We start from the raw sequence: 4682 nt of genomic DNA on the forward strand, positions 1-4682 counted from the left end.
CGAAGATCGCGACATGCTCGACCGCGCCGCGTGCGCCCGGCCGGCGCGCGGGACGCGGCAGATGCGTGCGTTGCCATTACTTTGGCGCTTACCAGCGTCGAGGTGAGCAGGACCGTTAACACCATAGTGGGCACGTTACGCTGGTGAATATGCCGGCGATCATCGCATGCTGTCTTGATGAGCAGACGGGCGTCCGGTATCCCGATCGACCCAGATGGACGCCCGTTCCGGGTGCGGATCGATCCGGGTGGCCGCAGCTACCGGGTGCGGATCGATCTCATCTACCTGATGGGCACGCTGCCTGCGGACGAGCGGGAGGCGCTGCGCGGTGCCCTACAGAGCAACACTCCAGGTGTCAGCCTATCCGTCGTCCCTCACCCGTATGATGTGGTCGTCCTGACCGCGACCGTGCGGGCCGACCATTCGCTAGACGCCATCGCTGACGTCAGTAGCCGTGTGGACCGGGCGCTGCTGGGCACCGGGTTTTTCGAGGCATTCGACGCAACCGGTCGGGCGCTTCGGGTAGCTCCGCTGGAGTACGCGAGCGCGATCGATGACCCGTGAAATTCAGGGTGCCGCGCGGTCGGCGGCATGTGCGTGCGTCGGCACGGCCAGCGCTGGCGGCCCATTGCATGCCGATGGGCAAGACTGCCGGCGCCGATTGAACCAGCCGTTAGGGACGTCGAAACCGACGGTGCTCGGCTGCGTTGCCGGAAAGGGCACTGCAGCCGTGCCGGGGCGGACCGCCATACTGCTCCCGACGTTCGTGTTCGCTATGTCAGCTCATCAGGCGGGAGACAGGTTGTGATCGCTCGAGTCGCTGTGTGGGAGCCGATGCCGACCGATGACCGTGACTGGGTCGTCGAAGCTGCCGCGTCGTCCCGGGTGTGCGTGCCACGTACCATCTACTGGATCCCGAGACCGGCAATGGCTTGTCGATAGCGATATTCGATGATGAGGACGCTGCGCAGGCCGCCGGGAGTGCGATCCGGCGTCGCGCCGAAGAAATCGGCTGGAACGACCGGCCCCGGCCACGCTTCATCTCCGAGACGCTTTACCAGGTACTTCGCGGAAAGCCGTAATTGATGTACTCACATCGGCTCCTTATCTACTGGTGGCACGACCGCTGCCCGGCCAGGCATGGTCGAGGTGACCGGCGGAGTCGCTCTCATTTCGGCTGCCCACCGTAGGTTGGTGTGGCTCTCATTTGGCGTGCGCTGCCGGTCACCGCGGCGCGGAGAGGCTCCAGAGGGGTATGCCCAGCTCGAAGTAGCGCTGCCCTCCCGCCGACATCGATGTTGGACAAGGGGAGAGGGAGATCTGCAGGTGGCTCACGTCATCATCGGGGTGGATCCGCACAAGCGTTCCGCCACGATCGAGATCATCAACGAGCGGGAACAGACCGTTGGTCAGGGCCGGTTCAGCACCGACCGCATGGGCTACCAGGGGATGTTGGCCGCCGGCCGTAAGCACACCGACCGCGAGTGGGCGGTGGAAGGCTGCAACGGCATCGGCCGGCATGTGGCGCAGCGGCTGGTCGCCGACGGCGAGACCGTCGTGGACGTGCCGGCGAAGCTGTCCGCCCGTGCCCGGGTGTTCGCCACCGGTCAGGGCCGCAAGACCGACCCGGTGGACGCCCGCAGCGTCGCGGTGGTGGCCCTGCGCACCCCGGGTCTGCGGCAGGTCCAGGTGGATGACACCACCGTCGCGTTGCGGCTACTGGTCGACCGCCGCGACCAGCTCGGCCGGACCCGCACCGAGGTCGTCTCCCGGCTGCACCACCTGCTGCTCGAACTCGTGCCCGGTGGAGCGAAGACGTTCCTGTCCGCCCAGCAGGCCCGGGCGCTGCTGAACACCGTCCGGCCGTGTGATGTCGTCGGCAAGACCCGCCGCTGGCTGGCTTCCGAGTTAATCCACGAACTGACGGTGATCGACAAGAAGATCAAGATCGCCAACGCCGAACTCACCGAGCTGGTCGCCAGCACCGGCAGCCGGCTACAAGAGCTGCACGGCATCGGCCCGTCCGGCGCCGCCCGGCTGCTCGGCGACATCGGCGACGTCACCCGGTTCGCTACCCGGGCCCATTTCACGTCCTGGAATGGCACCGCGCCTTTGGACGCGTCCTCCGGAGACCAGAACCGGCATCGCCTCTCGCGCGCCGGGAACCGGCGCATCAACCGAGCCCTGCACATCATGGCCGTCGTCCAACTCCGGCACGACACCGAGGGCCGCCGCTACTTCCGGCGCAAACTCGCCGCCGGGAAGACCCCGATGGAAGCCATGCGGGCCCTGAAACGCCGACTGTCCGACGTCGTCTACAAGCGGATGCTCGCCGACGCGAAACGGCTCGGGACGGGCCCGGGAGGACACGTGGGGGCGACCCTGCAATCCAGCGCGCCCGACCCGATCCCCATGGTCGACACTTCGGAGAAGTCACTTCCCGGACCCGCCGAACCACAGCCTAGGACAGCCCTCATGATCACCACTTGACATAGAGGGGTGCCAGATGAATGCGTCCGATGGGCGGATGGCACGGCGACAGACCTCGGCCGCATGGGGGATCGTGACCGTTCGACGGCTGTGGTCGCCCGGGGTGTGCCGAGCTCATCCGACCCGCCGGTTCAACGCGATACGACGTACACCGAGTCTAACGCCAGCTCACCGACGTGGGCTGTACCTGGGCAAACAGCAGCGGTGGTGTTTCAGCGCTCTTCGCCTCCCATATGTCGTTGAATCGCACCCCGGCTTCCCCGGTAGGTCGGCCCTGACTGGAGGCCCATGGCCAGCGTTGTCCCGCGTAGCGCCCGTCTGGCGCTGCTGTCGGCCAGATCCTCGCCGACGCTTCGTTCGGCGGTGTGGTCGAGCGCGACATATCAGCGCGCAGATCTCGGCGGGTTGCTGACCGCCGGCGAGCCGCCGCACTAGCGGCCGTGGCTGCACGCTTCTCGGAGCCGGTCGCGTTCGTCCGCACAGCTGCGGGCAGGATGACGAGGTGCTCATCGTGCGCATGACGAAGAAGCTGCTCCAGCGACTTGGCCCACCGACCCTGCAGCAAGGCGAGCATTCGACCACGCTGCTCGGCGAGTGGTACGCGACCGCGTTGTTCTGGAAGTCCCAGGGCATCCTGCTGGTCAACGAGGCGACGCTATTACCGGTGCTGATGCCCCTTGCCCCGGCACGCACCGCGCCGGCCAGGATCGGCCAGCAGATCGCCGCCGTTCTCGCCGCTCACCGCACGCCGACCGCGATCATCGATGATGAGCGACTACAGATGCGCGACTGCCGGATCGGCAACACGGCCAACCGCAGCGTACTGGGCGTTATGACCGAATTCACCCGCCTCGCCGAGGTCTACCGCGGCGCCGGCACCAGCCAGGGCTACGGCGCCGCGTCGGGTCGAGGCGACTCCGGCGGTGTTCCGGACAGCTCGTGAAGGTGGTCTCGCCACCACGCCAGCACGTCGAGGATCGCCTGTGCCTGTACCGCTGCCAGGCGTCGGCCGGCAGCCTCGTCGACCACTTTGATGTCGTACTCCACCTCGGCGGGTTCGACCGACGGTGGCCGACCTCGATCCCGGCTCATCCCCGCCGCTCCCGTGGACCCGCCGTGGCGAGTACGCGTGATTCAAAGATCACCACGTCCTCGTGCTGCAAGAGCCACTGCGGTTCACTGTCGGCGATGGCCGCGCGGACGTTCTTCTGCTGGAAGAACGACGCTCGTGGGATGAGCCGGCCGTCGCGGATCCCCGCGATGAGCGCACCGCACTCCTCGCGCGGCCGGAGGCCGGCGTTGACCCCGGCGGCGCCGACCATGCCGGGGATGTCGATCAGCTCGCCGTGGCGGCGATAGGGGCGGGCCGTGATCGCGACGATACCGCCGGGGCGCAGGATCGCGGCGGCGCCGGTGAGGATCCGGGTGAACCCATCCGCGAGGTGGTCGGGTCGCGATAGGCGAGGTTGTCGATGCCGCCGTACTGGTGGTTGATCTTGCGGACCTTGCCTCGACGCGGGCCGGGGGTGCGGGCGTGGCCGTGGGTGGACGGCCCATACGGCGGCGAGGTAATGACCAGCGCAATGCGCCCGTGCAGCTCGGGCGGGACGAGCGCCGGCAGGCGTCGGGAGTCGCCCTGCACGATCTGGCCGGTGCCGGTCGCGCCCTGCGATGCGGCGAGGCGGAGGTTGTCGATGGCCAGCGCCGCCCACCGGGCTTCGTACTCCACGCCGATGCCGTGCCGGCGAAGGTGCATCGCTTCCACGACGGTGGTCGCGATGCCGGCCATCGGGTCGCACACCCAGTCACCGACCTCGGTGAAGGTACGGATCAGGTAGCGGGCGATCGAGGGCAGCATCTTGCCCGGGTGGGCCATGGATTCCTTGGTGTACCGGCCGCGCCGCTGCTCCCGGGAGCACCGCCCCGGCCCGGAGCCGCCAGGCAGCGACATCCGCGTGCTCGGTGTCGACGATTTCGCGCTGCGCCGCCGGCACGCGTACGCCACCATCCTGGTCGACCTGGAGACCCGCCGACCGGTCGACGTCCCGGGCCTCTTGGCCGTGCAGCCGGGGGCCGTTACGCTCTGGCTGCGGGGACAGATTGGGTGCGAGGCCATGGCGGAATCCACGTCGCGCAGCACGGTCGTGGTCACCGGCGCGTTCGGCAACGTCGGCGCCAGCACCGTCGGTGCG

Annotated in this window: 5 protein-coding genes and 1 pseudogene; 4 read left to right on the plus strand and 2 right to left on the minus strand. The window is 68.2% G+C overall.

The genetic code is table 11. The features are described from left to right. The first annotated feature begins 177 nt into the window (after window positions 1-177). The 3 genes from VGR06_RS15780 to VGR06_RS15790 all read left to right on the plus strand — a co-directional run bounded on the left by VGR06_RS15780 (window position 178) and on the right by VGR06_RS15790 (window position 3433). The gene (locus VGR06_RS15780; RefSeq protein WP_327559828.1) at window positions 178-564 is read left to right on the plus strand and encodes a hypothetical protein; all 387 of its coding nucleotides are present in this window, start codon (window positions 178-180) and stop codon (window positions 562-564) included. Between the two features lie 762 nt (window positions 565-1326). Beyond that, window positions 1327-2490, plus strand: a complete 1164-nt coding sequence (locus tag VGR06_RS15785; protein WP_327559829.1) for an IS110 family transposase — start codon at window positions 1327-1329, stop codon at window positions 2488-2490. Window positions 2491-2992: 502 nt separating this feature from the next. Next, window positions 2993-3433: a DUF6933 domain-containing protein gene (locus VGR06_RS15790; RefSeq protein ID WP_327559830.1), complete on the plus strand. Its 441-nt coding sequence runs from the start codon at window positions 2993-2995 to the stop codon at window positions 3431-3433. A 145-nt stretch (window positions 3434-3578) separates the two neighbouring features. On the opposite strand, the gene VGR06_RS15795 is transcribed toward VGR06_RS15790, so the two are convergent. Beyond that, window positions 3579-3812 (minus strand): hypothetical protein, encoded by a 234-nt coding sequence (locus VGR06_RS15795; RefSeq protein ID WP_327559831.1) that lies wholly within the window; start codon window positions 3810-3812, stop codon window positions 3579-3581. Between the two features lie 14 nt (window positions 3813-3826). Further along, on the minus strand, window positions 3827-4366 hold the full coding sequence (locus VGR06_RS15800; RefSeq protein WP_327559832.1) for a TRM11 family SAM-dependent methyltransferase: 540 nt from the start codon (window positions 4364-4366) through the stop codon (window positions 3827-3829). A 76-nt stretch (window positions 4367-4442) separates the two neighbouring features. Here VGR06_RS15800 and VGR06_RS15805 point away from each other — a divergent pair. Next, a pseudogene (locus VGR06_RS15805) lies at window positions 4443-4682 on the plus strand (hypothetical protein); the annotation flags it as partial.

Source organism: Actinophytocola sp., from assembly GCF_036002505.1.
Taxonomy (GTDB): Bacteria; Actinomycetota; Actinomycetes; order Mycobacteriales; family Pseudonocardiaceae; genus DASYTH01.

Bases quoted from the DNA above. Each gene is read 5' to 3' on its own strand.
- VGR06_RS15800 (WP_327559832.1), bottom strand. From the start codon at position 4,366: ATGGCCCACCCGGGCAAGATGCTGCCCTCGATCGCCCGCTACCTGATC.
- VGR06_RS15780 (WP_327559828.1), top strand. From the start codon at position 178: ATGAGCAGACGGGCGTCCGGTATCCCGATCGACCCAGATGGACGCCCG.
- VGR06_RS15795 (WP_327559831.1), bottom strand. From the start codon at position 3,812: ATGGTCGGCGCCGCCGGGGTCAACGCCGGCCTCCGGCCGCGCGAGGAG.